This window comes from Microbacterium sp. cx-55 (assembly GCF_021117345.1).
Classification (GTDB): domain Bacteria; phylum Actinomycetota; class Actinomycetes; order Actinomycetales; family Microbacteriaceae; genus Microbacterium.
In genome coordinates this window covers 2,792,171-2,816,755 of sequence record NZ_CP088261.1, presented here as the reverse complement: position 1 = coordinate 2,816,755, position 24,585 = coordinate 2,792,171, and the positions used below count along the sequence as shown (strand labels likewise).

Genomic DNA, 24,585 nt, shown 5'->3' with positions numbered 1-24,585 from the left:
GCGGGTCAAGCGGAGGCGCCGGTGAGCGTCGGCTCGACGGTCTTCTGCCGGAAGATGACTTTGAAGATCGGGTAGAACACCCAGAACGAGATGGCCGAGTTGATGATCACCGTGATGACGTCGGCGACGACCGCGCCGGTCGCGCCCCAGCCCCAGATGTTCATGAGCAAATCGTAGATGGGTGCCTTGTAGAAACCCTGCGCCGCGGCCGCGACGAACGTGATCACGACGTACGCGAGCGTGTACCACCCGGCAGCGACCCAGGCCGAGGTGTTCGATTTGAAGGTGATGTTGCGCTGCAGGAAGAAGTTGATCACCTGTGCGATCAGCAGCGTGATCTGCACCGACAGGAAGTACGACAGGCCGCCGCCGCCTTCAGGGAGCGGACCCGCGGCGTAGTTGAACATGTAGTACTGGCTGCCGTCCACGTTCGACCCGATGGGCAGCACCTGGAACGAGACCTGCGTGAGATCGCTGAACGCGTCGAATCCCCAGCGGAACAGGGGCATGAGCGCGATCTGCAGGAGGGTCACGCCGTTGGAGAAGACGAAGAACATCAGGAACTTCGACAGCTCCGGGTGACCGTCCGCGAATGTGGTCCAGCGGGTTTTGATGGCGGTGAACATCACCGGCTCCTTCGAGTCGTGCGGGGGCGTTCGGATGCGGCGCGGAAGCGCTCACGGCTCGTCTTCTCGAGACGTCGCCCGCGGAAGTAGGCGGACACGACCGCTCCCACGCCGCGGACGACCTGACCGTTGACGACCGTGAGGACGGCTTCGGTGAGGCGACGGGTGGCGAGGCCGCCACTCATCTTCGACAGCACGCGGAACGGCGCATTGAACATGAACAGGATGTTGAGATCGGGGTGCCCCGACGCCTCTGCCTTGCGGCGGCGCCGGTCGAGGATGCGGAACACGAGCCGCACCAGCGCGCTCTTCGACGTCGAGATGCGGTCGATCGGATCGTTGTAGCCGAGCGGACCGCTTCCCCAGCCCGGTGCCGGCACGTCGTGGCCGAGGAGCGCGGCGAACTCGGAATCGGTGAGCACTCGCCCCGCCTCCGCACGCGCCGCGTGCTGATCGCTCGCGGCCGCACCCTCGGAGATCGACTCCTCGACGTGCACCGTCTCCGACAGCGTGTGATCGCCCGAGTGGTGCCCGACCGAGACGTCGTACTCGCCGCCCTCGACCTGCCACGAGCCGAGATCGACGTCGAAGTAGCGGAAGGCGCGGTCGCCGAGCGGCACACGCACGGTCGTCGACGCGCCGGGCTCGAGGCGCACCTTCGAGAAGCCTTTCAGCTCGCGCGTGGGCCGCGGCATCCGGCTCGGCGTGGAACGCCCGACGTAGACCTGCACGACATCGCTACCGGCGCGCTCGCCGGTGTTCGTGACGGTCACCGTCACGATGCCGTTCTGCACCCGGAGGTCGCTGTACGCAAAGGTCGTGTAGCCGAGCCCGAATCCGAACGGGAAGGCAACGGGAGTGCCGGATGCGTCGTACCAGCGGTAGCCGACCGAGAGCGCTTCGCGGTACTCGGCGGTGCGGGCGGTACTGGGGAACCTCCCCGCGGTCGGGGTGTCCGCGAGTCGGAGGGGCATCGACTCGGACAGACGTCCTCCGGGCTCGGCGACGCCGGTGAGGACATCAGCCATGCCCTCGGCACCGGCCTCACCGCCGAGGTAACCGTGCACGAGAGCGGCGGCACCATCGAGTGCCGGGACCTCGACCACCCCACCGGCGCTCAGCACGACCACGACACGTGCGTTCACGGCGGCGACGGAGTTCATGAGGGCGATCTGGTCGGCCGGCAGGGCAAGCGTGACGCGGTCAGAGCCCTCGGACTCGGCGATCTCCGGAAGTCCGAGCGTGAGGATCACCACGTCGGCGGATGCGGCCAGGCTTCGCGCCTCCGAGACGAGCGCGGCATCGGCGACGCCGTCGCGGCGGAATCCGCGGGCGGTGCCGACGAGGTCGAGCGTGCTGGCTCCGAGCGCCTGCGCGAGAGTGGAGACGTCCCGCGCGTTCACGAGCGACGAACCGGCGCCCTGGTAGCGCGGCGTGGTCGCGAAATCACCGATCAGTGCGACGCGAGTGCCCGTAGCGAGCGGCAGCATCCGGTTCTCGTTGCGAAGGAGAACGGCGGATTCGGCGGCAGCGCGGCGTGCGAGCGCGCGATGGGCGGTGACGTCGACGGAGGCGGGGACGGGGCGAGCCGTCACCCGTGCTACGAGCGTCAGGACCTCGCGCACCCGCGCATCGAGGTCGGCTTCGTCGAGAGCACCCGAACGCACGGCCGCTTCGATCTCCCGTGCGGAATCGAAACCGGGGGAGGGCATCTCGATCGTGCCGCCGGCGCGAACGGCGGCCACGGCGTCGTTGCTGCCGCCCCAGTCGGAGACGACGGCCCCGCCGAAGCCCCATTCGTCGCGCAGGACGTGCTGGAGAAGGTGGGTGTTCTCGTGCGCGTACTCGCCGTTCACGAGGTTGTACGAACTCATGACCGTCCACGGGGCGGATTCCTGGACGACGATCTCGAACGCCGTGAGGTACAGCTCGCGGAGGGTGCGTTCGTCGACGATGGAGTCGCTGACCATGCGGCGGAGTTCTTGGCTGTTGACGGCGAAATGCTTGGGAGATGCGGCGACGCCCTCGGACTGGATACCGCGGACGTAGGCGGCGGCGAGTCGTCCGGCGAGCTCGGGGTCTTCGGAGAAGTACTCGAAGTTGCGCCCGCCGAGCGGGCTGCGCTTGATGTTCAGGCCGGGCCCGAGGAGCACGTGCACGCCCTGTTCGGACGCCTCGCGCCCCAGTGCGGCGCCGATCTCCTCCGCTAGTGACTCGTCCCAGCTGTTGGCGACCGTGGCCGCGGTCGGGAAACAGGTGGCGGGCTCGGAGCCGTTGATGCCGAGGTGATCGGCGGACCCGATCTGCTTGCGCACCCCGTGCGGACCGTCGGCCATCCAGATGCGCGGAACCCCGAGTGCGGGGATGGCGCGCGTCTGCCACGTGTTCTCGCCGCTCAGCAGAGCAGCCTTCTCCGTGAGGCTCAAGTCCGCCAGTGTGTCGTTCACGTCAGTCACGATGGTTCTTTCTGTTCGGGGCCGGGTGAGGGGAGACCTCGCCCGGCCCCGTTCGGTGTCGGACCGAGATCAGGCCGACGCGGTGTCTTCTGTGGTGACGACGGGGCGGCGGCGGTGGCGACGCACGCGAACCACCATCCAGACGATGCCGGCGACGATCAGTGCCCCGAGGACGACCGTGACCACGGTCACCCAGATCTCCCACGCGGCCGGCTGGTAGGCCAGGGTCGCGCCCGGGGCCATGCCGTTGACGGCGTTGGAGTTGGCGACCGTGTACAGCACGTTGTGCGCGGCGTACCGGATGTTCGACTGCGCGAATGCGCTCTCCGTGTCGTCGACGGTCTTCGTGCCCGAGAAGGTCAGCATGTGATCGGTTCCGCGTGCGGCCCACGCCTCATCGACATACATGTACGGGTACAGGTTGAAGTCCGTGATGACGAAGCCGGTGAAGCCCCACTCCTCGCGGAGCACGTCGTGCATCAGCGCGGACGAGCCGCCCGCCCAGGTGGCCCCGATGCGGTTGAACGAGCTCATCATGGCCGTCGCGCCGATCTCGGTGGTCTGCTTCTGGTTGTCCGCGTCATACCAGCTGAGTTCCCCTGAGGCGTCCTTGACGATCATCTCGAACGGCTTCAGGTAGATCTCGCGGATGGTCTGCTCCGTGGCCCACGTCGCGATGCCCATGCCGTTGACACGGTTGGTCTCCTGATCGTTCATCGCGAAGTGCTTCGTGAAGGAGTAGACGCCCTTCGTCAGCGCACCGTCGACGGCGGCGGTCGCCAGCATCCCCGACAGGGTCGGGTCTTCGGAGTAGTACTCGAAGTTGCGACCCGCGAACGGCGAGCGATGAAGGTTCGCGGCGGGCGCGTACCAGCCGTTCGCGCCCATCGTCAGCGCCTCGTTGCCGATCGCGACGCCCATCTTTTCGGCGAGATCCACGTTCCACGTCTGGCCCAGCAGGTACTCGGACGGGAACGCGGTGCCGGTCCACAGGTCCGGGTTGATGAACGAGCTGAATCCGGCGGGACCGTCGAGGTCGTTCGTGCGGATCTTGCCGATCTCCGGGAGCCCGGCCGTGTTGTACGCACCCGAGGTGAGCATGTCGACGATGTCGGCTAGTTCGAGCTGGTCGAGGAACGATTCCCAGGCCGGGTCGTCCCAGGCGAGCCCGCGCATGTCGATGAGCGACAGGTCGCCGTCGGCGCCCCAGGTCGGTGCCTCGACGTCGCCGTTCTCCTCTGCCGCAGCCGCGGCGTCGTACGGAGCGAACGCGGCGAGAGTCGCGTCGTTCGCCACGAGGTCGTCGCCCTCGGGGGCGTTCGGGAAGGTTCCGGCGAAGTCCGCGCGCGAGAACTCGGTCAGAGTGCCGTCGGTGAACGGCGCCGTCGCTTCGGCGAACTGGTTCGTCGCCGGGGTCTCGTCACTGGCTCGACCGTCGGTGTACGCGACCGTCTCGGCGACGGTGTATGCGATCGGGGAGGTCCCCGGCGCGACCGTGTGCGAGTCGGTCTGCACCTTGATCTCGTAAGTGCCCGCATCGAGCACGTACGCTCCGGCGCCTTCGCTGTCGTAAGAAGCCATCTGCTCGACCGGGATGCTGAGCGTCACGGTCTCGGATGCGCCGGGCTCGAGGACATCGGTCTTCGCGAACGAGCCGAGCACGACGGACGACTTCTCGATGCCGCCGGGAGTGTAGGGCGCCGTGTAGTAGAGCTGCACGACGTCCTTGCCCGCTGTGTCACCGCTGTTGGTGACCTCGACGTCCACGGAGATCTCTCCGTCGGTGGCTCCGAGGCTCTGCCCCGTCACCGCGTAGTCGAACTCCGTGTAGCTCAGGCCGTAGCCGAACGGGTAGACGACAGCCTCGTCGTAGTCGATGAAGCCTTCGACGGCCGCCGTCTCGTAGTAGCGGTATCCGACGTAGATGCCCTCTTCGTAGTCCACGAAGTAGGCGTCGTCGACGTTGCTGTAGGCGTAGTCGCCGAAGTTGGCGAACGTCGGGTCGGCGGTGAAATCGCTCGAGAAGATGTCGACCGTGCGGCCGGACGGGTTGATTTCGCCGGCGAGGATCGGGCCGAGGGCGCCGAAGCCGACGGCACCGGGAGATCCGGCGAGAAGAACGCCGTCGATGCCCTCATCGTCCTGGAGTGCACCGAGCTCGAGCGAGGTCGACGCGTTGACGACGACGACCACGTTGTCGAAGTTCGACTTCGCGAGTTCGAGGAGGTCCTTCTCGTCTTTGTTCAGCTCGAGCTGGTGCTGGCCGGGCTCGGCGTTCTCATCCCACTGCTCCATGTTCGTCGCCAGATCGCCGCCCTCGCCGCCGCCGCGGGCGATGACGACGACCGCCGCGTCACCGAACTCGGCGAAGCTGTCGACGGATTCCTGCGTGTACTGGTCCACCGGCATCTCGCCGATGTTGTAGTTGGACTCGTCGGGCTTGTCCATCACGATGTTGGTGCGTCCGCCCTCGGCCGCAGGGTTCGCTTCTGCGAACGCGGCGAGCTGGTCGTAGACGGTTCCGTTGACGGTGAACCCGCCGTTCTCGACGCCCGCGCGGATGTTGATCGCCGTCCGGGTGTCGGCGGTGCCGGAGCCGGAGCCGCCGTAGACGGGATCGGCTGCTCCGCGACCCAGCAGAGTGACGGCGCCCGCAGCGAGCGGGAGCGTGCCGTTGTTCTTGACCAGGGTCATTCCCTCGCCGGCGATCTCTTCGACGAGAGCGCTGGATGCCGCTTTGGCGTCATCGACGGTCTCGTAGTCGGCGCCGTAGTAGTCGGTGTCGAGCTCCGATCCTTCAGCGGTATTGCTGATGTCGTAGGTCCCGGCCCCCATGTACGACTCGATCGCGCCTCGGAACATGCCGATCGCGATGTTCGCGCCGATGGCCACGATGGCCACCACGGCGACGATCGGGATCCAGATGGCGAGAAACTTCTTGTTCGACATCGGCCGCTTAGCCGTCGCTGAACTCACTGTGTACTCCTCTGTGTGCAGATCTCCGACGATGGAGATCGGTACCCTGCATCGGCGCAGCGGTGCCAGCAGTCATTTCATCGTGGCGTGCGCTGGTCGCCCGCTCTGCCGCACAATCTGTCGTTCTCGCCGCATGAACTGTCACCGATGGTCTGCCGTCGCGGGCATGCGTCGGTCGGGATTCCGTCTGCGCAGGGAGCCGTTGGGCGACGAGGATCACCGACATTCCTGCGCAGCAGGAAGGAGTCAGGGCAGAAGCGGGCCCACCACGAACGCCGCGCACATGATCATGACGACCCAGAGTGAGAAGCGGAAATTTCCCCGCGCCCAACGCTCGTCGTCGCGTGTGCGAAGACCGGCGAGGGCGATCCCCATCCAGGCGACGCAGACGGCGCCCATGACGACGGTGTAGACGATCCCGACGGAGGCGACGAGCGGAAGCGCGAGTGTGCTCACGCTGAAAAGGGCCGTGTAGAGGACGATCAGCCGCTTCGTGTGGGGGATTCCGCGGGTGACGGACACAACGGGAACGCCCGCGGCCGCGTACTCGTCACGCCGATAGATCGCGATCGAGTAGAACTCGGGTTCCTGCCAGAAGAACATCATCAGAAAAGCGACGAGTGCGGTCGCGTCGATTGTCCCGGATGCTGCCACGCACCCCGCGAGCACGGGGATCGCCCCCGACACGCTGCCGACGAGTGTGCCGTGGCGGGACATGCGCTTCGACCACATTCCGTACAGGAACACGTAGACGATGAACCCGATGACGCCGATCGCGGCCACCAGCAAGCCCGACATCCACAGCAGTATCGCGAGACCGGTAAGTCCCAGGACCGCGGCGAAGATGCTGGCCGCGCGGGCGGAGACCGCTCCGGTGACCGTCGCGCGCTGTTTCGTGCGGGCCATGGACTGGTCGATGTCGCGGTCGAGGACGTTGTTGACCACACAGGCGGACGCGATGATCAGCGTCGTCCCGATGGTGACGGTCAGGAAGCCATCGAGACGGAACGCGCCGGCGCTGGAGAGAGCGAAGCCCGCGGCGGTGGTGAGGACGTTCCCGGCGAGCACGCGGGGTTTCGTCATCGACACGTAACGAGCCACCCGTGCCGGAAGAGTGCTGCCTTGCGAGCGGGCCGCGAGTGCTGCGTCGGTTCCGTCCAGGGGTGAGGGGGCAGCGGCGTGCACGAGCAACTTTCGGGAGGACGGCGAGTGGCGCCGGTGTGGCGCAGGGCAGCGCGTCCCCGGCGTCAGCCGAAAGTGAGACCGCTCACTCTTGATCGTACTCGCCCGGCTCGCGGGCAGAGGTCGGTCAGAAGAGCGGCGGGGTCACGTCCTCCGCGGCGATCAGGCCGCTCAGCGTGACGCGTACGCCGGTCACTCCGGCCGCCGGGCCGCGGGTCAGTAGGGTGCGGGCGATGGTTGTCCAGGTCGCGGCATTGTCGGTCGGCACGGGCGCACCGGCCTTGAGCGGCGCGAGGCTCCGGGATGACGTGAGGCGCAATGACAGCGACAGCGTCGAGGCGAGGAGTCCGGCTCTCGTCGCACGGTGACAGACGCGCCGAACGCACTGCTGCACGAGGTCGGCGGGGAGGAGATCGGCGCGGCCGAAACCCGAGATCGCGCCCTCGGACGACAGTGACGTGCGACGGTCGAGTCCTCGAACGGCCGACTCGTCGGTACCCGCGCGAATGGCGGTGAGTCGTCGCGACATGGTCACGCCACAGACCCGACGGAGTTCCTCGTCGGATGCGGTCGAGAGCTCGCCGAGGGTGCCGTACCCCGACAATCGGAGGCGTTCGATGGTCTTGGCGCCGATGCCCCACACCTCGGAGAGTGGGAGCGTGGCGCGCAGGTGTCGCTCTTCGGGCGGCCCGATCGTGTAGATCCCGTCGGGCTTGGCGCGGCGGGACGCGAGCTTGGCCATCAGCCGCGTCCGGGCGACGCCGACACTGACCGGAATGCCGAGGGTGGTGCTCGTCTCGGCGCGGATGGCCCGAGCCGCGGCGATCGCGGCCGTCCCGTCTCGTGCCCCGACGTCGAGGAACGCCTCCTCGAGCGAGCCGGGTTCGACGCTGACGGCGTGGCGGCCGAAGATGTCGAAGAGGTGGTCGCTCACCGACTCCACTTCGTCTCGATCGACGTCTTGCAAGACGAGATCGGGGCACGCCGCGACGGCCTCGTGGACGAGCTGGCCGGAAGTCACGCCGCGGGCGCGGGCGGGGTAGTTCGCGCTCGCGATGTAGACGTGGGCGACGACCGCGAACGGCACTTCGTACAGATCGGGACGTCGGCGCATCGCGACGGATGCGAAGAAGGAATCTGCGTCGACGTGCAGAATCGGCCCCACCATCGACGTCTCCTCCTCGTGAGAATGCGCTCCGTGAGGCGATCCCTGCGGTCCTCGCCCCATTCTCGCAGCGGGCCGTCTGCATCCGGGCATCCGCCGAACGCACTCTCCTCCGGGAGAGGATGGCGTGGTGACTTCCTCCGAGAGCGCAGGTCGAGAGTGTTGACGGCGGGCGTCGACCTGGCCGCCCAGAGCAAAGGAACAGCCCTGGCGATCATCGACTGGCAAACGTCGGCCACCGTGGTGGACCTGCGGCTCGACGTCGACGACGCTCGGGTCGTCGACGCTGCTCGACGCGTCGGCAAGGTCGGCATCGACTGCGCTTTCGGCTGGCCCGATGAGTTCGTGCGTTTCGTTCACGCGCATGCGAACGATGCCGCGGATTCTCGCACTGTCGATGGCGGGATCGATTGGCGGCGAACGCTCGCGTTCCGCGAGACCGACCGCGACGTCCGGCGACGGACGGGCCGCTGGCCGCTCAGCGTATCGACGGATCGTTTGGGGCTGACGGCGATGCGCTGCGCCGGATTGCTCGCCCGGATCGCCGAGGCGGGGATCCCGGTCGACCGGGCCGGAAGCGGGAGAGTCGTCGAGATCTACCCGGGAGCGTCGCTCCGGTTGTGGGGATTCGCGACGGCCGGGTATCGCACCGATCCGGAGGATCGACGCCGGCTGCTCCGCACGATCCAGGATGCGGCGCCGTGGCTGGACGTCGGCGATTTCGAGCCGGCGATGATCTCGTCCGCGGATGCGTTCGACGCCGTGATCGCCGCGCTCGCTGCGCGCAGCGCTGCGCGCGGGACGTCCTCCGCTCCTCCGGCGGACGTCTCGGCGCTCGCCGCGCGGGAAGGGTGGATCGCGCTCCCGGAGGGACCGATCGCCGATCTGATTCTTGACGCGGACACGGCCTGAGTGTGCCCGGCCGCCTCCCGCGATCTATAAACCAAACAACGCTCGGTTTTGGTGATACGGTGTCGTCGTGCACCTGAGCAGCCCGCCCGCCGCCCCCCGTCTCGTCTTCCTCGACATCGACGGCACGCTCACGAACGAGCGCGGCGACATCCCGGCATCCGCCGCAGCCGCTATCGCGGAGGCGCGGTCACGCGGGCACCTGGTCTTCATCGCGACCGGCCGGAGCCCCCTCGAGATCGATCCGCGCGTGGACGCGCTCGGATTCGACGGACTCGTCGCCGGCGCGGGAGCGTACGTGCTGTTCGAGGGCGACTGGATCGTCGAGAACGAGCTCACGGAGGCGCAGACGCGGCGCCTCGCGGGCATCCTCGACGAGCTGGGGCTCGATTACAGCCTCCAGGGCAGGCGCGGGGTGTACCCGACCGCCGGTCACCGAGCGCGGATGGAGCGAGTGCTGGCGAGCTTCGGCTACACGCGCGCCGACATGGAGAACTCCGGCGTGCGACTTCACGTGCTCGATCCGGGCGAGATCCGCTACGACCACGCCGCGAAGATCGTGTTCGACGGCGACGACCCCTCGGCGTACGACCTCGTGACGGCGCGTCTAGGCGAGGAGTACGTCGTCGTCGGGGGCACCCTGCCCGGACTCGGCACCGCCAGCGGCGAGATCTCGCCGCGCGGCGTGCACAAGGCCGCCGCGATCGAGGTGCTCGCCGCGCGGTTGGGGCGGACGATGGCCGACACCGTCGCGGTGGGCGACAGCGGAAACGACATCGAGATGCTGCGCGCCTGCGGTGTGGGCGTAGCAATGGGCAACGGCACCGATGCGGCGAAGGCGGTGGCCGATTTCGTCACCGACGCCGTCCAAGACGACGGTCTGCGGAATGCCTTCCTCCGCTTGGCGCTGATCGCGCCGACAGGCGGCGGGTCGGACGCGGCGGCCTCCGCAGCCTGAACCGGCCGCGGAAGAGTACCCATCCAGTCGGTGATGGCGCGACCGTGCGGGATACGAATACGTCATCGCTGACAACCTGAGATTCTCTACCAAGGACGACACCGCGGAAGAACTCATGGACCCCTTCGAGAAGTACCCGACCGACATGCGCCGCCTTACGCTCGCGCTCACCCTGTTCGGCGTCCTGAGCATGACCGGGGGAATGCTGCTAATTCAGGCGGCGATCTACGTCGGAAACCTGCCGGATGCCCGTGCCGGGGTGTCCTGGACGATTCTCCTGATCCTGATACCCACGGTCATCACCGGGATCCTGTCCGGACTGGCGGCGGCTCTCGGTGCGTACGTCGGCGCTCGAATGTCGGCGGACGCGCCCAGGCCCGCGGTCAATAACGCGGCAAGGAGCGTCGGCGCAGGCATGGGGGGTGCGGTGGGAAGCATCGTGTTCCTGATCTACCTCAGCTGGTTCTACCAGAACGGGCCCGGCGTCTTCATCGGGATTCTGGGGTTCGTCGTCATCTTCGGCGCGTACGCGGGATTCGCGGCACTGTGGGGTGCGTCGCGTGAGCTGCCCCGGTCGCGGCGCACGGGTGGATCGGCCGAGACCGACGGCTGAGCCTGCCGCCGAGGAGAGATGCACGCCGCTCCCTCTCGGAGTTGCGGCGGATGCGCCACCCGGAGCGGGCCAACCGCCCGCCCCCGTCGGGTCAGGCGAACGTGGCGTCGGCCCAGCGTGCGCACCGGCGCACGCTCTCGCTGGGGTCGAGGTCGGTGCTGTCGACCTCGACGACGATCCATCCGCCGAACCCTTCCGGGAGCGCGGCGAGGATCGCGTCGAGATCCATATCGCCGAGGCCGGGCTCGCGGAACAGGCCGCGGCGCGGGCCCCAGCTGTAGGGGTGCGCCCCGTCACGGCTCGCCGCGGCGATCCCCAGATCGAGATCCTTGATGTGCAGGTCGATCAGCCGGTCCGAGTGGCGGCGCAGGACGTCCGCCGGATCGACGCCGAGCCACGCGAGATGGCCGATGTCGAACGACGCACCGAGCCTGCTCGGATCGATCGCGGCGAGCACGTGATCGATCTCCGCCACGGTCTCGACCCACGTGCCGATGTGGTTGTGCAGCCCGGCGCGCACGCCCGCGGCGGCGAAGACGTCGGCCGCTTCCCCGATGACCTCGGTCATGCGGTCGAGGCGGTCGGCATCGAACCCTGCTCCGATTGCGGCCGCCTCCTGTGTGCGCACCGAGCCCTCCCGGAAGGTCATCGCCGGGGCGAGGAAGATCGTGTCGAGACCGAAGTGCACCGACTCCTCGGCCTTCCGACGCATGTCGTCGAACAGCGCGGACCGCGCGCTGCTCCCCGGAGCGGGCAGTTCGTCAGGGAGGTCGATCGCGGCGTATCCGGGGGCGAGCGCGAGGCCCGCATCCGCCACGATGCGCGCGTACTCCGCGGTCGTCTGAGTGGGCAGCACCTCGAGTGACACGGCGTCGAAACCGGCGCCCTTCACCTCGTGCAGCGCCGCGGCGTAGGTCGGCACGAATCCCGGGTCGGGGAAGAGCCAGGCACGCTCGCTGAGCGGGTCGGCCGGATCCAGACGGGGCGTCGCCCACTGGAGAGGGTTGATGGCGATGCGTTCGCGTGGCGGCAAGGTCATGCCGACACCTCCGTTCGTCGGGCAAGAAGACTCGTCACGCTCTCCGCGGCGCGGATCGCGGTCACCACACCCGTGAGGGTGACATTGCCGGCCATCGGCGTCGGGATCACTCCGTTGCCGGCGACGAACAGGTTGCGAAAACCCCACACTCGTCCGCCCGGATCGCACACCGACGTGCCGTCGTCGATGTTCCCCGACCGCACGGTGCCGGTCATATGCAGCGAGCTGCCCGGCGCCAGCAGCACGGAGTCGCTCGCGCGATCCCACTCGCCGAGGTCCGCGGCGATCTCCGCCATCACATCGGTCGCCTTCGCGATCGCGGTGCGGTCGGCATCCGAGTAAGAGAAGTGCATCCGCATCCGGGGCATACCGGCGAGATCGGACTCGTCGCCGAACTCGATCCGGTTCTCGGGTCGGCTGTCGAGCGGGACGTAGATCGACACCCCCACGCCGAAGGCGAGCGGCGAGCCCTCGTCGTCGATGTACGGACGCGCCATGATCTGCGCCTGCAGCGGCTGCTCGGCGCTGGCGGGCAGCCACAGCGAATCCGACACGGTCTCGCCCTCGGGGATGGGGGGCAGGTCGGCGAGCGTGAGCCCGAAGCGGTCGAGATCGAGCAGCACACGATTGCTGATGAACGCGTGCTCGTTGAGATACCGGCCGAGGGCCGCGGGGCGGATGCCGGACGCGAAGAGCAGTTGCGGAGTGCGGAGCGCGTCGGCGCAGACGATCGTGATGAGCGCGCGGATGCTGCCGCGCGCGCCATCCGCGTACCGGTGCACCCGCGCCCCGATCACGGCGTCGGTGTCGTGGTCGATCGCCGTGGCGATCGTGCCCGTGAACAGCCGGAAGGCGGGGTCGCCGCCGACCGCGATCGGCGGGAAGATCGTCGCCGGACCCGTGCGGATGCGGCGGTCGCCGTCGACCGTGACGGCCATCGGCATGGCCCGCGGGGTGCGATCGGCGGGCACGTCGGTGAAGCGTTCGCGCAGGGCGGTGACGATGGGCTCGCCGGCGACCGTCGGACCGAGCGGTGCCTCCGTGATGCGGAGGAGGCGCGCGGCGGTCTCGAGGTCCCGGGCCCAGCGGTCCTCTTCGCCCCATCGTTCCTGCGCGCCCGGGCTCGGTGTCGCCGCTGTCCAGTGCACGCCCATCCCGCCGGCGTTCCACGCGAGCGCCGCGCCCGAGAACTCCTCGGCGTCCTCCCCGAGGGTCGCCAGCCGGTGCATCCCCAGTTCGAGCTCGTCGCGACTGCGCGCGACCGGCCGGAACGTCTCGTCGCCGGCGTACAGGCCTTGGATTCCGCTCGCGACACGATGGTTGTAGCGCTCCCAGATCTCGGGGTCGTCGCTCTCGTGCAGGTGCCGCCCGACGGTGTCGCCGATCGGCTCGCCGGCGTCCACCATGACGATGTCCAGGTCGGGGTCGGCTTCGCGCAGCAGGGCGGCGACGGCCGATCCCATGATGCCGCCGCCGACGATGAGAACGTCGGTTTCGATGTCGAGGGTCATAGGGGGCGAACTCCTTCGCGCGCTGCCGACAGCGCGATGGTCGTGCGGGTCACTTGATGGCTCCGCCGGTGATGCCGGCGACGAAGTAGCGCTGCAGGGCGAGCAGGATCACGAGCGGGGGCAGCACGGAGATCAGTGCACCGGCGGCTGTCGTGTTCGTGCCGTTGGACGAGATCTGCGCGGCGAGTCCCGAGAGCTGAACGGTGATCGGGGTGCTGTCGCTGCTCACCCCGACGAAGATCAGCGGGGTGAGCAGATCGTTCCACGACCACATGAACTGCAAGATCGCGAGGGAGACGAGGATGGGCGCCGACAGCGGCAGCACGATGCGCAGGAAGATGCGCAGCTCGCTGGCGCCGTCGACGGCGGCCGCCTCGAACAGCTCGATGGGGATCGTGTACATGTAGCCGCGCACGAGGAAGACCCCGAACGGCAGCGTGTAGGCGACCTGGAAGATCCAGACGGCGGCGGGCGTGCCGTTGAGTCCCACCGCGGAGAACAGCTGGATCAGCGGGCTGAACGCGAGCTGCGGCGGGATGGCCAGCAGAGCGACGAGCGTGCCGTAGACGAACAGGTTGCCGCGGAATCGCCAGCGCGACAGGGCGTAGCCGCCGTAGGCCGACAGCAGCAGCGTGATCACCGCGGCCGGAAGGGCGAAGGTGAGGGTCGCGAGCAGGGTCGTGTCCAGGCGCAGCGCCTTCGCGGCGACGGCGAAGTTGTCGAGCGTGATCAGCGGCTGCGCGAAGATCGTCCACCATCCGCTCGATGCCGAATCGGGGGTCGTGCGCAGCGACATCGCGATCATCTGCAGCACCGGCGTGAACCAGGTGACCGTGATGGTGAGAATCACCACGTGCAGCAGGATGCGGGCGACCCGCACCCGTGCGCCGCGACGACGTCGGCCGCCGGATGCGGAATGGGCAGCGAGCGGGGCGGGGGCACCGAAGGCGGCGGTCATGCGTTCATCTCCCGTCGGGCGGCGCGCACGTTGAACCACACGACCGGCAGCGCCAGCACGAGCAGCAGCACGGCGAGCGAGCTGGCGTGGCCGATGTCGTTCGGGAAGTGGAAGAGCTGTCCGAACATCTCGTTGGCCACGACGTCGGTTCCCGCGTTGCCGTTGGTCATGACGTAGACGATGTCGAAGACCTTGATGGCCGCGATCACCTGCGTCGTGATGACGGTGAGCATGCTCGGCCAGATCACCGGGAGCACGATCAGGAAGAACACGCGGAACTCTCCCGCGCCGTCGAGGCGGGCGGCCTCGAGGTACTCCGCCGGTACGGCCTTCACCGCGGCCGAAAGGATGAGCACGGCAACGCCGAGCCCCGCCCACACGCCGACGACCACGAGGGCGAGCGTGTTCAGCCAGGGCGCATCCGTCGGGGGCCTCGAGGTCCACGGCACGGGCGAGAAGCCGATGGCCTGCAGCGCGGCGTTGAACGCGCCGAGTTGCGTGCGACCCTCGGGCGCCCAGGTGTACAGCAGGCGCCAGCTGATGCCGGCCGCGGTGAGCGAGATCGCGGTGGGCAGCACGAGCAGTGTGCGAGCGACGAGTTCGTACCGCACCCGATCGATCATGACGGCCATGATCGTGGCGACGATCACGATGCCGAGCGGCAGGGCGATGATCCAGATCGCGTTGTTCACGAACAGGGGGAGCACGTCGCTGCCGAGCGCCCAGAGGTAGTTGTCGAGCCCGGTCCAGGCCGAAGAGTCGGCCGATCGGAAGCTGAGCACGAGCGTCGCGATCGCGGGATAGACGAGCACGACGCCGACGCCGATGATGACCGGCGCGAGCCAGAACCAGGGGCGGATGCGGCGTGCCACCACGGGGCGGGCACGTGCGAGCAGGCGCTCACCGACCGCCGTGAGGAGGATCACGGCGGCCGGGACGAGCACCGTCCCGATGAGGATGGACAGGACGGTCATGCGGTCAGCTCTTCGCTGCCTCGATACCGGCGAGGATCGAGTCGAGGGACGCGGGGTCCTGGATGTACGACAGGATGCCCTGCAGGTAGGCCGTGTTGACCGCGGTCGGGATGGCGCTCGCCGGCCCGGGTGTGACGGTCTCTGCGGCGAGCAGTAGTTCGGCCGAGCCGCGCATGTTCTCGTTCGGGTAGACGTCGAGCGGCACGTTCACGTTCGCGACCGTGTACCGCCCGCTCGCGGCGATGAGGGACTGCGCCTCGGGGGTCGCCCAGTACTTCATGAACGCGGCGGTGGCCGGGTCGTCGTTCAGGGCGAACGTGACGTGCCCGGCGACGTCGAGCGCGCCGGCGTAGGCGGGGTCGCTGGCCGGAATGTCGAAGAAGTTCAGGCCGTCCGGAACGGTGGCCTCCGGGTTCGAGCCCTGCACGATGCCGGCCGCGTAGTTGCCCCACAGGGTCAGCTGGCAGGCCTGCGGGTCGGTGTACATGCCGTCCATGAACGAGAACGCCGAGGTCGACACGGCGGCCTGCGGGCCACCGGCGACCATCGTCTCGGAGGTCGCGATGCGGCCGAACTCCTCGAACGCCCAGCGCACCTCGTCGCTCGTCCAGGGCAGCTCGCCGCTGGCCCACGCCGCGAGCGCGTCGCTGCCGAACTGCTTCACGAAGAGGTTCTCGATGAACCCCTGGGCGGGGAAGCCCGATCCGGCGCCGGCCTCGAGTCCCATGCACCACGGCGCGACGCCTGTGCCGGATGCGGCGAGGGCCTCGGACCATGCCGACAGGTCCTGCCAGCTTCCCTCGGTCGGGCCGTCGTATGTCGCGGGGTTGTAGAAGATCTGGAAGGTGTCGGCTTCGTTCCAGATGCCGTAGACCTGGCCGTCGACCGTGGCGGACTGCAGCAGGCCGGGGTTGAAGTTGTCGGCGAGCACGTCGTCGCCGATCACGTCGCTGAGCGAGACGGCGTCGCCGCTCGCGGCGAACTGCTGCATGAGGCCGAGGCCCTGGCCGTCGACGATGTCGGGGGCGTTGCCCGCCTCGACGGCGGCCGGCACTACGGTGGCCTGGTCGGGGGCGCCGGTGTAGTTCACCGTCACCCCGGTGGCCTCTTCGAATGCGGAGATGGCGCCGATGAACGGGTCGGCGTCGGCTCCGGTGGACACGCCGACCATCTCGAGGGTGCCCGACAGGTCCTGGCCGTCCGCGGCGGTGGTCGCCGCGGCGACGGCCGCATCCACCAGCTCCTGGGGGAGGGTGCTGCCGGTGCTGGCGGTTTCGTCGCCGGAGGACGACTGGTCGGCCGACGCGCAGCCGGCGAGGGCGAGGGCGCCGGCGAGGCCGAGCGCGGTGAAGGTGAGGATGCGTGGGGTACGCGGCATAGCTCGGGACATGGCGGAACTCCAGGTGAAGGGGGCGGGTCGTCGTCACCGCGAACGGGGCTCTCGAGGTGTTCCGAGCAATAATGCGCGAAAGTAGCAGTGATGGCCTAGCCGGAAACCGACTTGTTACGCAGCCGAAACGGCCGTGAATAATCCCGGCGTGCCGCGCAGGCACGTGAGGCGGGCCGGTCGAGCGGGGAGAAGTGGCTCAGCGGCGAGGATCGAAGATGGTCGCACCGGCGATATCGAGTGCCAGCTGGATGCCGCCTCGAACGGGGAAGTCTGGGGTGAGTGCGGCGACGCGGATGTCGATGTCGGGCGCATCCATCGTCGACAGGGCGTCTCGCAGAAGTGCGAGCGTGCCGTCTTCGAGGCCCTCGAAGCCGCCCACCAGCACGATCACCGGCGGAGCGATCACCCAGCCGAGCACGGCCACGACGCGCGCGACGGCGTCGAAGAACGCGCGGGCGTCCTCGCGAACCGCCGGGTCTCCGTCGATCGCGCGCCGGAGATGCGCTCGCGCGTCGACCCGCTCGCGCTCGTCGGGGGAGCTGATCTGGGCGAGGAGGCCGCGGTGGTTCGCGTCCCTCAGGTCGGGGAGTCGAACGAGTTCGCCCGCGGCCCCCTGGAACCCGCGGTGCAGTTCGCCGTTGATCACCACGCCGGCGCTCACGCGGATGCCCGGCATGAGTAGGGCGAACGTCTGCTCGCCGCGGGCCGGGCCTTCGGCACGGGCGGCGAGAGCCGACAGGTTCGTGTCGTTCTCCACGACGACGGGCACGTCGAAGCGGCGCGCAAACGGCTCGCGCACATCGACGCCGACCCACTCCGGGTCGACGGGCGAGGTGAGCACGACGCCATCCGGGGAGAAGGTGCCGCCGAGACCGACGACGAGCGCGTGCAGATGATCGGGGTCGACGTTCGCCTGGGCGAGGGCCTCCGATGCCAGGCGCAGCGCGCTGTCCAGCGTGTCGGCGACCGTGCCGCTAGGGCCCTCGGCCCGGGCGATCTCCCGGCCCCGGAGATCGGCGACGACGGCACGCACGAGCGGGGGGTTGATGCCGACCGACAGCACCGTCGCGCGGTCGGCGACGAGTCGGTAGTACTTCTTCGGGCGCCCGGCGGTCGTCGGGGCGGGGGAGTCGGCCTCGTCGACCCAGCCCTGGGCGATCAGGTCGCCGACGATCAGTTCGATCGTGCGGCGAGACAACCGCGTCTGGGCGACGAGGTCGGCCGAGGTGAGCGTTCCGCTCGCGTCAGTGAGCACTCGAAGAGTCGCCGCAGTGTTGAGGCGCCGCATCCCGGACTGGTCGATCGCCGGCATGCAGGTCCCCTCGTCGTCCGCCGACTCTCATCGTATCGAGCCGGCCCAGGCCTTCTCCCACACGGCCCGTGCCTGCTCGAGGGCGGTCGCGCTGTCGGCGAGGGGCGAGAACTCGAGCCCGATCCGCCCCGTGTACCCGATCTCGCGGACGACCGCGGCGACCTGCATCCAATCGATCTCGCCCGTGCCGGGTTCGTGACGGCCGGGGCTGTCTGCGAGCTGGACGTAGTCGATCAGATCGCGTGAGCGGCGCAGCTCCTGCGCGACATCCTCGCCCTGCGCCGCGCTGTGGTACACGTCGAAGAGCAGCCGAAGCGCGGGGTGATCGACGCGTGCGAGGATCTCGCGTGCGTCGGCGGTCGACGACAGCGCGGAGCCCGGGTGGTCGACGCGGGTGTTCACCGGTTCGAGCAGCAGTGTCACCCCCGCGTCGTGCGCGCGGGGTACGACGACGCGGAGCGCCGCCGACAGCTCGTCGACGAGGCTCTCCCGCGGGAGACCCAGGTCGGGGCCGAGGGAGACCACGATCTGTCGCGCGCCGAGAAGGCCGGCGGCCCGGATGGCGCCGTCGACGGATGCAGTGAACCGTGCCCGCTCCGCCGGGTCGGCGACCGCGATGCTCCAGTCCGTCGCGAACAGAGCGATCTGCACGTCGAGCTCGCGGGCAGCGGCGGCCAGTGCGGGCACGTCGGTGTCTTCCCAGCGCCAGAACTCCACGGCGTCGAATCCTGCCTCGGCCGCGGCCCGCACGCGCGCCGGGAGCGGCCCGGCCTCGGTGAACTGCATCTCGATGTTCGCGGAGTACTCCATCACGGGCCTTTCGGGATCGTCGTGGGGCAAGTCTGCACGAGGTCGCGCACCGCATCCGTTCACGTCGGTTCGGGGAGAGACTGAGGTTCCACCCCTGAGGAGACCCCATGACCCTGACCGAAAGCCTGCTCGATCTGCTGCGCAAACCCAGCCCCTGCTTCCTCTCCACGCTGATGCCCGACGGCTCGCCGCAGGTCACCGAGACCTGGGTCGACACCGACGGCGAGCACATCATCATCAACACGGTGGTCGGCTACGTGAAGGTGCGAAACATCGAGCGCGACCCCCGCGTGGCGGTCGCGATCCAAGACCCGGAGAACCCCTTTCGCTACATCCAGGTGCGCGGAGAGGTGACCGCGATGACCACGGAGGGCGGGGCCGCGAGCATCGAGGCCCTCTCGCAGAAGTACACCGGGCGGCCGTACCCCTGGTACGGCGGGCGCGACCAGCAGCGCATCATCCTGACGATCACGGCGAAGAGCATCAGCGGCCAGGGCTGAGGCTTGTCGTGGTCGGTGCGCGGCCCCGGCTTGCCGATACGCTCTGACCAAACGACCGTATGCACCGGCTGCCACCCGCTGCCGGTGGTCTGACGTCTCGCACGGGGAGCGCCATGGGCATCACTCGCAAGTGGATATTTCCGATCATCCGGATCGTGCTCATCGCGGTGATCGCGGTCGCCCTCGGCAAGCTCGCGTTCGTTCCCGACACGGCCGAGGAGACGAGCCCGGCGGTGCCGACCGGCGCGGTGGTGGAACCCCGCATCCCGGTCGCGCGCGGAACCGTCACGAACGACGTCGTGATCACGGCGACGGTGTCGGCCGATCCCGCCGTCGCGGTGAAGTCGACCGCGGCGGGAACCGTGAGCAAATTGTTCGTGCAACAGGGCGCGACCGTCGCCGCGGGTGACCCCGTGTTCGAGGTGAAGGTTCCGATCGAACGCGATCCGGCCAAGAGCGTCGATGCCGAGGGCAACCCGCTGCCCGCGATCTTCCGGTACGAGCGGGTGACCGCGCCCGCCGCGGGTGTGCTGAGCTCGCTCGCCGTGATCCAGGGCCAGGACGTCACGATCGGTATGGTCGCCGGTCAGGTCGCGCCGCCCACCTTCTCGGTCTCGGGTGCACTGCAGCCCGAGCAGCAGTACCGGCTCCTGAACCAGCCCACCGAAGCGACCGTCGCGATCACCGGCGGACCCGCTCCGTTCGTCTGCACGGGGCTGCGCATCTCCACCCCGCTCGCCGGCAGCACGGGTGGCGACGGTGGATCGACGGGCGAGACCGGTGCGGCGCCCGGCGCCGGATCCGGCGGTTCCGGCGCCACCGTCAGCTGCGCCGTACCCGCCGAGGTGACGGTGTTCTCCGGCCTCGCGGCGGAGATGACCCTCGCCGGAGGGCGGGCCGAAGACGTGGTCGTCGTTCCCACCACCGCTGTTCGCGGCGCCGCGCAGACCGGCACCGTGTGGGTCTCGACCGTCGACGGCGGCACCGAGGAACGCGCCGTCGGGCTCGGCCTCAGCGACGGGAGCCAGGTGGAGATCACGAGCGGGCTCGAAGAGGGCGAAGAGATCCTCCAGTTCGCGCCCGGCGCGCTCGCCGTCCCCGCGGACGGCGGATGCACGGCCATGCCCGACGGAAGCACGATCTGCGGCGACCCGGTGCAGATGCCGTGAGCCTGCTGCGCCTCGAGAACGTCACCCGTACGGTCATCCCCACCGATCAACCCGCGCTGACGATCCTGAACGGCATCGACCTGACCGTCGAGCCCGGCGACCGCATCTCGATCGTGGGGCGATCGGGATCCGGCAAGTCGACGCTCCTCAACATCCTCGGGCTCCTCGATCTACCCACGAGCGGCACGGTGGAGTTCGCCGATCGTGCCGTGCGCAGCTACTCGAGCGCGCAACGCGACCGGGTGCGCGGCGCCCGGATCGGCTTCGTCTTCCAGCAGTTCAACCTGCTCCCCGGTCGCACCGCCCTCGAGAACGTCGCGATGCCGCTGCTCTACGCGACCGGGCGCGACTTCTGGCGGCGCCGGACGATCGCCGCCGAGATGCTCGAGCAGGTCGGTCTCGGCCACCGCCTCGACAGCATGCCCGATCGGCTGTCGGGAGGGGAGCAGCAGCGGGTCGCGATCGCGCGCTCCCTCGTGCGCGGACCGAGCCTCATCCTCGCCGACGAACCGACCGGCGCACTCGACATCGACACGGGGGCGCAGGTCATGGACCTGATCGACGACGTGGCCACCCGCACGGGCGCGGCGATGATCACGATCACCCACGACCCGACCGTGGCACAGCGGGCGCGCGACCACTTCCGCCTCGATCGCGGCGTCCTGACGAAAGTCGACGACCCCGCGGCCGACCCTCCGAGCCGCCGCGAACAGCGCGCCGCATCCCGTGCCCAGGATCCGGTCGACCCGGATCACGCGGTCGCGGATGCGGCAGACGCTGACGCTGCCGATACCCGGGTGACGGCGGTCGAGGCATGAAGCGCCTGCTCACCGGATTCGTGGGCGCGGTCCTCGAAGCCTGGCAGGAGCTCCGCGTTCACCGCACGCGCGTGCTGCTGTCGCTCGTCGGCGTGGCCGTCGCGGTCTGTTCGCTGACGACGGTCGTCGCGCTCGGTGGCATCGTGCAGCAGGCGACCGCAGAGATGAACGAACGCTCCAGCGGGCGCCCCGCCACCCTGTATCTGGCGGCCTATCGCACTGACAGCGGCACCGTCGATTCCGCCAAGATGGCCGCGGCGTGGGATGAAATGCTCGCGCGCTACGACATCACCTACGCGAGCCGGGTCATGCAGGCCACCCAGACCGTGCCCTTCGCGACGGGCAGCGCGACCGTCGGAGTTCAAGCCGTCGACCAGCCGTACGGCGAGATGCACCGCGTGCGGATGTCGCAGGGCGAATGGTTCACGCCCAGCGATGCCGAGCAGTACGCCCCGCGCCTCATCGTGAACGACGTCTTCTACGACCGGATGGGGCGTCCGGATCTGGCGACGCACCCCACCGTCGCGCTCGGCGGCGACAGCGTTCCCGGCAGCGCGACCGGGGCGACGAGCGGCATCCTCGCGGTCGTCGTCGGCGTCACCCCCGTCAACGAGTGGGAGACCGAGCCGACGATGTTCATGCTCGCCGACCAGTTGCAGGCGGTGCAGCAGACCGTCGCGCAGACGCAGGGAGCGCCCGACCCCTCGATGGATCCGTACGGCGGCGCGCAGACGCAGTACGAGATGTGGGTGCCGCCCGAGGTCTCGCAGGAACTCGGTGAACGCGTGAAGGCCGACATGCAGGCGGCGCTCGGCGAGGGCACCGCCGTCGACGTGTCTCGCCAGGACTACGCCCAGTACGACGACGATCCGTTCCTCGTGACCAAGCTCGTGGTCGGCGGGATCGCCGTCCTCGTGCTGCTGCTGGGCGCGCTCGGGCTCGTGAACATCGCGCTCGTGACCGTGCGTCAGCGCGTGCGCGAGATCGGCATCCGCCGCAGTTTCGGGGCGACCGCGGGGCGCGTGTTCTTCGCCGTGATGATGGAGAGCGTCGTCGCGACGGTCGCCGCGGGTGCGCTCGGCGTCGCCGCCGCCATCCTGATCGTGCAGAGTTCGTGGATGCGCGATCTGATCGGCCAGGGCATGATCAGCGACTTTCCGCCGTTCCCCGTGGATGCCGCGATCCTCGGCCTGATCGCCGCATCCGCCGTCGGAGCGCTCGCGGGGCTGCTGCCGGCGATCGTCGCCGTGCGCGTGAAGGTGATCGACGCCATCCGGTATTGACGCCGCATCGTGGCGTATCGGGCAGGGTTTTGGCAATCCGCCCCCGGTGTCCGGGGGCCGTGAAAGGGTGTAACCCTGGCGATCTTCTCCCCGTTGCCCGCACACATCGACGTGTCGGGTGCCCCGGTCCGGAGCGATGCCGCGGTGAGGAGAGTCTCGTGAACCCGATGTTCCACCACGACGGAGAAGGCGCCGGTACGACCTGGGCGCGCGTCGAAGACGGCTTCCACGTCGGCAGCAGGCACGGCGAGTTCCTCGGATACATCGACCGGCAGGCCGACGGGCGATTCGTCGCTTTCGACCTGCATTCCCGCATCATCGGCGGCTTCGTCGACCTCACCTCGGCGATGCGCGCAGTGTCGTCCAGCTCGCCGAGCCGCACGGCATGACCGACTCCGCGACGACCAGGAAGATGACGATGACCGGGCCCGACCCCCTCCTCTCGATCGTGTACATCAGTGCCGCGAACCAGTCGTTCGACGACGCGGACCTCTCGGCGCTGCTGGAGCAGAGTCGCGCGTCGAACGCCGAGAAGGGGCTGACCGGGATGCTGCTGTACCGAGGCGGCCGGTTCGTTCAGGTGCTGGAGGGTCCCGAGGGTGTCGTGCGCGACATCTTCGATGTCATCCGGAACGACCCCCGCCACTCCGGGGTGCGCGTGATGATGGAGGAGCCGATCACCGAACGTCGGTTCCGGGACTGGACGATGGGTTTTCAGCCGATGACCGTGTCGACCGAGCAGCTCCCTGACGGGTTCCGCAACACGTTCGACGACCTCGACGAGGACGCCGACCCCACGGCCACGCTTCGGGCCATCCGCGAACTGAGCCTCTGGTTCCGCGTCCGCTCCGCGCAGCGCGGCTAGTCGGAGGTCGCGGCGCGCAGGCGTCGGGGCGCGGGCCCGCTCGGCTCTCGGGAGAGGGACGGGACGGTCCGCGACAGCGCGTTTCGAAGCCACAAGATTGCCGGATCGTCTTCGTCGCGCGGGTGCCAGTACATGCATTCCATCATCGGCATACGGACTTGCTCGGGTAGCTCGAGCACCGCGAGGTGCAGGGTGCGCGAGGCTTTGGCCGCCAGCATCCGGGGCACGAGCGCGACCATGTCGGTGCCCGAGACGAGGAGCGGGAGCGCGGCGAGACCGAAGAGACGCGCGCCCACGATGTAGTCGATCCCCGCGCGCCGAAGCAGATCCTGCAGCTCGTCGTGATCGGGGTCGTTCAAGTACGCGGTCGCGTGCGGCACGGCGGAGAGCATCTCGATCGCCGGATCCGGCACCCCGAGAACGGAGTTGTCGGGGTCGGCGATCAGCACGAACTCGTCGGTGAAGAGCTCCTGGCTCCGCCCGGGGAGCTGGAACCCGACGGGCCCGACGATCAGATCGAGCTGGCTGAACGGCGCGAGCGTGCCATCGCGCAGGGGTTGCGGCGCGAAGTCGAGCGACGCCCGCGGCGCTTCTGCCGCGAACGTGCGCAGCAGCGGGCCGGCGAGGATGGCGGTCATGTAGTCCGTTGCGCCGATGACGAAGCGGCGCTCGGTGTGGGCCGGGTCGAACGACTGCTTGCGATCGATCACGGGGCGCAGCTCCGCCACGGCGTGGGCGACCGCGGGCAGCAGATCGCGCGCGAAGGGCGTCAGCTGCATCGTGCGTCCCGTGCGCACGAGCAGGTCGTCGTCGTACTGGCGTCGAAGCCGGGCGAGAGCGGCGGAGGTCGCGGGCTGGCTCAAGTGCAGCCGAACCGCGGCGCGAGTGACGCTGCGCTCTTCGAGCAGAACGAGCAACGGGCGCAACAGGTTCAGGTCGAACTCCGGCACAGCATCCTCTCTCTCCATGTATTCACGGTATGGATACGCCGCATGGCAAATACGAGTTTGTGTGGATAGTACAGCGGGGGCAGTGTGGACCGTACGCCCACCGATGCGCGCCGCGCTTTCA

22 protein-coding genes are annotated in these 24,585 nt (G+C 69.0%); 9 read left to right on the top strand and 13 right to left on the bottom strand.

The window, feature by feature from the left end; genetic code table 11:
• Positions 1-5: 5 nt before the first annotated feature.
• The 5 genes from LQ938_RS13340 to LQ938_RS13320 form a co-directional block, all read right to left on the bottom strand.
• Positions 6-626 (bottom strand): hypothetical protein, encoded by a 621-nt coding sequence (locus LQ938_RS13340; RefSeq protein WP_223722579.1) that lies wholly within the window; start codon positions 624-626, stop codon positions 6-8.
• Complete coding sequence (locus LQ938_RS13335; protein WP_223722580.1) at positions 626-3,082, bottom strand: glycoside hydrolase family 3 C-terminal domain-containing protein; 2,457 nt, start codon at positions 3,080-3,082, stop codon at positions 626-628. The genes LQ938_RS13340 and LQ938_RS13335 overlap by 1 nt, the downstream gene beginning before the upstream one ends.
• A gap of 69 nt (positions 3,083-3,151) precedes the next feature.
• Positions 3,152-6,058: a glycoside hydrolase family 3 N-terminal domain-containing protein gene (locus tag LQ938_RS13330; protein ID WP_223722581.1), complete on the bottom strand. Its 2,907-nt coding sequence runs from the start codon at positions 6,056-6,058 to the stop codon at positions 3,152-3,154.
• 246 nt (positions 6,059-6,304) lie between these two features.
• Entirely contained in the window at positions 6,305-7,147 is an 843-nt protein-coding gene (cyoE, locus tag LQ938_RS13325) for a heme o synthase (RefSeq protein WP_269216549.1), read from the bottom strand.
• 220 nt (positions 7,148-7,367) lie between these two features.
• Entirely contained in the window at positions 7,368-8,408 is a 1,041-nt protein-coding gene (locus LQ938_RS13320) for a DNA polymerase Y family protein (RefSeq protein WP_223722583.1), read from the bottom strand.
• A 156-nt stretch (positions 8,409-8,564) separates the two neighbouring features.
• Between LQ938_RS13320 and LQ938_RS13315 the strand changes: the two genes are divergently transcribed.
• From LQ938_RS13315 to LQ938_RS13305, 3 genes are all read left to right on the top strand, one after another.
• Complete coding sequence (locus LQ938_RS13315) at positions 8,565-9,317, top strand: DUF429 domain-containing protein (protein WP_223722584.1); 753 nt, start codon at positions 8,565-8,567, stop codon at positions 9,315-9,317.
• A 67-nt stretch (positions 9,318-9,384) separates the two neighbouring features.
• Positions 9,385-10,272 carry an HAD family hydrolase gene (locus LQ938_RS13310; protein ID WP_223722585.1) on the top strand — a complete coding sequence of 296 codons (888 nt, stop codon included), beginning with the start codon at positions 9,385-9,387 and terminating at the stop codon, positions 10,270-10,272.
• 115 nt (positions 10,273-10,387) lie between these two features.
• Positions 10,388-10,885 (top strand): hypothetical protein, encoded by a 498-nt coding sequence (locus tag LQ938_RS13305; RefSeq protein WP_223722586.1) that lies wholly within the window; start codon positions 10,388-10,390, stop codon positions 10,883-10,885.
• Between the two features lie 91 nt (positions 10,886-10,976).
• Here LQ938_RS13305 and LQ938_RS13300 read toward each other — a convergent pair whose 3' ends face one another.
• From LQ938_RS13300 to LQ938_RS13270, 7 genes are all read right to left on the bottom strand, one after another.
• Positions 10,977-11,924, bottom strand: a complete 948-nt coding sequence (locus tag LQ938_RS13300; RefSeq protein WP_223722587.1) for a sugar phosphate isomerase/epimerase family protein — start codon at positions 11,922-11,924, stop codon at positions 10,977-10,979.
• Positions 11,921-13,435, bottom strand: a complete 1,515-nt coding sequence (locus LQ938_RS13295) for a GMC oxidoreductase (RefSeq protein ID WP_223722588.1) — start codon at positions 13,433-13,435, stop codon at positions 11,921-11,923. The genes LQ938_RS13300 and LQ938_RS13295 overlap by 4 nt, the downstream gene beginning before the upstream one ends.
• A gap of 49 nt (positions 13,436-13,484) precedes the next feature.
• A complete protein-coding gene (locus LQ938_RS13290; protein ID WP_223722589.1) occupies positions 13,485-14,393 on the bottom strand; it encodes a carbohydrate ABC transporter permease in 909 nt (302 codons plus the stop codon).
• Positions 14,390-15,367: a carbohydrate ABC transporter permease gene (locus LQ938_RS13285; protein WP_223722590.1), complete on the bottom strand. Its 978-nt coding sequence runs from the start codon at positions 15,365-15,367 to the stop codon at positions 14,390-14,392. Before LQ938_RS13285 ends, LQ938_RS13290 begins: the two co-directional genes overlap by 4 nt.
• A 4-nt stretch (positions 15,368-15,371) precedes the next feature.
• Positions 15,372-16,757, bottom strand: a complete 1,386-nt coding sequence (locus LQ938_RS13280) for an ABC transporter substrate-binding protein (RefSeq protein ID WP_223722591.1) — start codon at positions 16,755-16,757, stop codon at positions 15,372-15,374.
• Positions 16,758-16,953: 196 nt separating this feature from the next.
• The gene (locus LQ938_RS13275) at positions 16,954-18,069 is read right to left on the bottom strand and encodes an ROK family protein (RefSeq protein ID WP_223722592.1); all 1,116 of its coding nucleotides are present in this window, start codon (positions 18,067-18,069) and stop codon (positions 16,954-16,956) included.
• 27 nt (positions 18,070-18,096) lie between these two features.
• On the bottom strand, positions 18,097-18,879 hold the full coding sequence (locus LQ938_RS13270; protein ID WP_223722593.1) for a TIM barrel protein: 783 nt from the start codon (positions 18,877-18,879) through the stop codon (positions 18,097-18,099).
• Between the two features lie 107 nt (positions 18,880-18,986).
• Here LQ938_RS13270 and LQ938_RS13265 point away from each other — a divergent pair, with 107 nt between their 5' ends.
• The 6 genes from LQ938_RS13265 (at position 18,987) to LQ938_RS13240 (ending at position 23,514) form a co-directional block, all read left to right on the top strand.
• Positions 18,987-19,379: a PPOX class F420-dependent oxidoreductase gene (locus LQ938_RS13265; RefSeq protein ID WP_223722594.1), complete on the top strand. Its 393-nt coding sequence runs from the start codon at positions 18,987-18,989 to the stop codon at positions 19,377-19,379.
• A gap of 113 nt (positions 19,380-19,492) precedes the next feature.
• Positions 19,493-20,548 (top strand): efflux RND transporter periplasmic adaptor subunit, encoded by a 1,056-nt coding sequence (locus LQ938_RS13260; RefSeq protein ID WP_223722595.1) that lies wholly within the window; start codon positions 19,493-19,495, stop codon positions 20,546-20,548.
• Positions 20,545-21,366 carry an ABC transporter ATP-binding protein gene (locus tag LQ938_RS13255; RefSeq protein ID WP_223722596.1) on the top strand — a complete coding sequence of 274 codons (822 nt, stop codon included), beginning with the start codon at positions 20,545-20,547 and terminating at the stop codon, positions 21,364-21,366. The genes LQ938_RS13260 and LQ938_RS13255 overlap by 4 nt, the downstream gene beginning before the upstream one ends.
• Positions 21,363-22,649: an ABC transporter permease gene (locus tag LQ938_RS13250; protein WP_223722597.1), complete on the top strand. Its 1,287-nt coding sequence runs from the start codon at positions 21,363-21,365 to the stop codon at positions 22,647-22,649. Before LQ938_RS13255 ends, LQ938_RS13250 begins: the two co-directional genes overlap by 4 nt.
• Positions 22,650-22,816: 167 nt before the next feature.
• The gene (locus LQ938_RS13245; RefSeq protein WP_223722730.1) at positions 22,817-23,038 is read left to right on the top strand and encodes a hypothetical protein; all 222 of its coding nucleotides are present in this window, start codon (positions 22,817-22,819) and stop codon (positions 23,036-23,038) included.
• Positions 23,035-23,514 carry a BLUF domain-containing protein gene (locus LQ938_RS13240; RefSeq protein WP_223722598.1) on the top strand — a complete coding sequence of 160 codons (480 nt, stop codon included), beginning with the start codon at positions 23,035-23,037 and terminating at the stop codon, positions 23,512-23,514. The genes LQ938_RS13245 and LQ938_RS13240 overlap by 4 nt, the downstream gene beginning before the upstream one ends.
• On the opposite strand, the gene LQ938_RS13235 is transcribed toward LQ938_RS13240, so the two are convergent.
• Entirely contained in the window at positions 23,511-24,482 is a 972-nt protein-coding gene (locus LQ938_RS13235) for a LysR family transcriptional regulator (protein WP_223722599.1), read from the bottom strand. The genes LQ938_RS13240 and LQ938_RS13235 overlap by 4 nt on opposite strands.
• Between the last annotated feature and the right edge of the window lie 103 nt (positions 24,483-24,585).

Bases quoted from the DNA above. Each gene is read 5' to 3' on its own strand.
- LQ938_RS13340 (WP_223722579.1), bottom strand. From the start codon at position 626: ATGTTCACCGCCATCAAAACCCGCTGGACCACATTCGCGGACGGTCAC.
- LQ938_RS13320 (WP_223722583.1), bottom strand. From the start codon at position 8,408: ATGGTGGGGCCGATTCTGCACGTCGACGCAGATTCCTTCTTCGCATCC.
- LQ938_RS13305 (WP_223722586.1), top strand. From the start codon at position 10,388: ATGGACCCCTTCGAGAAGTACCCGACCGACATGCGCCGCCTTACGCTC.
- LQ938_RS13300 (WP_223722587.1), bottom strand. From the start codon at position 11,924: ATGACCTTGCCGCCACGCGAACGCATCGCCATCAACCCTCTCCAGTGG.
- LQ938_RS13295 (WP_223722588.1), bottom strand. From the start codon at position 13,435: ATGACCCTCGACATCGAAACCGACGTTCTCATCGTCGGCGGCGGCATC.
- LQ938_RS13290 (WP_223722589.1), bottom strand. From the start codon at position 14,393: ATGACCGCCGCCTTCGGTGCCCCCGCCCCGCTCGCTGCCCATTCCGCA.
- LQ938_RS13285 (WP_223722590.1), bottom strand. From the start codon at position 15,367: ATGACCGTCCTGTCCATCCTCATCGGGACGGTGCTCGTCCCGGCCGCC.
- LQ938_RS13280 (WP_223722591.1), bottom strand. From the start codon at position 16,757: ATGTCCCGAGCTATGCCGCGTACCCCACGCATCCTCACCTTCACCGCG.
- LQ938_RS13275 (WP_223722592.1), bottom strand. From the start codon at position 18,069: ATGCCGGCGATCGACCAGTCCGGGATGCGGCGCCTCAACACTGCGGCG.
- LQ938_RS13270 (WP_223722593.1), bottom strand. From the start codon at position 18,879: ATGGAGTACTCCGCGAACATCGAGATGCAGTTCACCGAGGCCGGGCCG.
- LQ938_RS13265 (WP_223722594.1), top strand. From the start codon at position 18,987: ATGACCCTGACCGAAAGCCTGCTCGATCTGCTGCGCAAACCCAGCCCC.
- LQ938_RS13260 (WP_223722595.1), top strand. From the start codon at position 19,493: ATGGGCATCACTCGCAAGTGGATATTTCCGATCATCCGGATCGTGCTC.
- LQ938_RS13250 (WP_223722597.1), top strand. From the start codon at position 21,363: ATGAAGCGCCTGCTCACCGGATTCGTGGGCGCGGTCCTCGAAGCCTGG.
- LQ938_RS13245 (WP_223722730.1), top strand. From the start codon at position 22,817: ATGTTCCACCACGACGGAGAAGGCGCCGGTACGACCTGGGCGCGCGTC.
- LQ938_RS13240 (WP_223722598.1), top strand. From the start codon at position 23,035: ATGACCGACTCCGCGACGACCAGGAAGATGACGATGACCGGGCCCGAC.
- LQ938_RS13235 (WP_223722599.1), bottom strand. From the start codon at position 24,482: ATGGAGAGAGAGGATGCTGTGCCGGAGTTCGACCTGAACCTGTTGCGC.